Source organism: Kitasatospora phosalacinea, from assembly GCF_000716545.1.
In the GTDB taxonomy this organism is placed as follows: Bacteria; Actinomycetota; Actinomycetes; order Streptomycetales; family Streptomycetaceae; genus Kitasatospora; species Kitasatospora phosalacinea.
On the sequence record NZ_JNWZ01000146.1, the window covers coordinates 1 to 1,727 of the forward strand.

At 71.4% G+C, this 1,727-nt stretch carries 2 protein-coding genes; one reads left to right on the plus strand and one right to left on the minus strand.

Features of this window, described 5'->3' with window-relative positions; all coding sequences use genetic code 11:
- Nucleotides 1–274 (plus strand): TetR-like C-terminal domain-containing protein (locus tag OO48_RS33825; RefSeq protein ID WP_033223451.1); only part of this gene is annotated, 274 nt, incomplete at its 5' end.
- Nucleotides 275–476: 202 nt separating this feature from the next.
- Here the strand turns inward: OO48_RS33825 and OO48_RS33830 are convergent.
- Nucleotides 477–1,295, minus strand: coding sequence for a hypothetical protein (locus tag OO48_RS33830; protein WP_157845619.1), 819 nt, complete (start codon nucleotides 1,293–1,295; stop codon nucleotides 477–479).
- Between the last annotated feature and the right edge of the window lie 432 nt (nucleotides 1,296–1,727).

The following is a 1,727-nucleotide window of genomic DNA, read 5'->3' on the forward strand; positions in this document are numbered from 1 at the left end:
CGGACTGATCGCCGACACCCAGCACGACCCCCGGCTGGCACGGGGCCTCGTCGACGACCTGTTCCACCCGCGGATCGAGGACGCCCGACGCCGGCTGGCCAAGGCCCGCGACGCGGGACAGCTCCACCAGGACGCCGACCCGGACCTGGTCATCGAACTGCTCTACGCACCGCTGTACTACCGTCTCCTGCTCCACCAGGGGAGCCTGCACAGCATGGACGAGCTCCGGGTACTCGTCGACCACGTCCTGCGCTCGACCGCTCCCCCGGCCTGATGCCGCGGCCGCAACAGCCAGCTGCCCGACCGCTCCGCGCGGGCAGCTGCGCGCGGCCGAGGCACCCACGGTGACTGTGACGGAGCACTGTAGTTCGCGAATGATCCTCTAGAAGCCGCTGGTCAGCTTGGCGGTGGTGCGCGGCAGTTTGCGAGGCCGGAGCGCGATACCTTGCGCGCGGAGAGTGCCTGGTGGCGTTCTGTCAGGAGCGGCCGAACCAGCGGCGCTTGGGACGGGGGCGAGGCGCGGCGTCCTTCGCCGGGGCCGCGGACGGGTCGTCGTACTCGCGGGAGATCACCTGGATTCGGCCCGACTCGGGGTCGTGGCGCACGGTGTCCAGGCCCCGGCGGTCGAGCTCGGCGATGGTTTCGGCGTGGGTGGTGGTGTTCAGGGCGAGCATCCCGATCTTCGAATGCCCCAGGCCGGGATCCACCTCCTCGCGGAGCAGGATCTGCATCAGGCGGTCGGCGGAGGCCGATGGCAGGTCCTCGTCCACGGCCACGTGCAGCATCAGGTCTTCCTCACCGCTGGTCTGCCACCGGACCTGCGCTACCCACGCCGAGCGGACGGCGGGGAACTCGCGGATCCGTCGAGCCAGTGCGTCACGCAGGGCGACCGCCACCGGGTCTGTGGACCAGTCGAGCCTCATCTCCGCCCCGGACCCGTAGGTCGCCCAGTCCCGCAGCACCGGTTCGGGAAAGATCGCCTGTCCGTTTCCGGAGCGGACCACGAGCGCGGCGACGCCGGTCTTCTCCAAAATGTCCCTCAGCCGCGCCGCGTCGCAGTGCACCATCCCGGCGGCCGCCGGCAGCAGTTGCGTGCCGAGCCCCGCGTCGGTGAACCCGAGCAGTGTGGGCTGCTGTTCGTCGCCGGGGATGAACACCACCGACCCGGTGTCGGTGACGGGAACGAACGCCCCGCCCTTGAACAGCGCGGTGAGCACAGCCTGCGATGCGGACTCGTGCCCATCCGCGGCGCGGTCGAGAAGGCTGGCGAGGCTTATGTTCGAATGCTCGATCACGGGTGCAGGGTATCGCCCGGACGGCCGGCGCCGGCCCCGCCTCATCGGCATCCGACCGGTGCTCAGGTTCGACAGCCGTGGCCCAGATCCAAGCAACGTGCCACAGCTCGCCAGGCCGGCAGGGCCGATCGGCCCTGCTCGCGAACTAGCGCGCACCGCTCGCAAGCTGTGGTGCTCCATCAACAGTGGCCGCGCCGCCGAGAGGGCTGGGCCGAGGCGTCCCACCGGGCCCTGACGGCGTCCCGGCAGAGTCTGCCCGGCCGCCAGCGGACCGGCACGGCCCGCCGGGGCGACGTCACCTGCGGACACGGGCAGTGAGCTGCCCCGTGTCTCCGGCGATGTCCCCTGACGCCGCCGACTCGCCCGGCAGGTCAGCGCCAGCCGTACGAGTCGTCCGTCACCGGCTCCAACGACACCGCGTCGGCAGCAGCG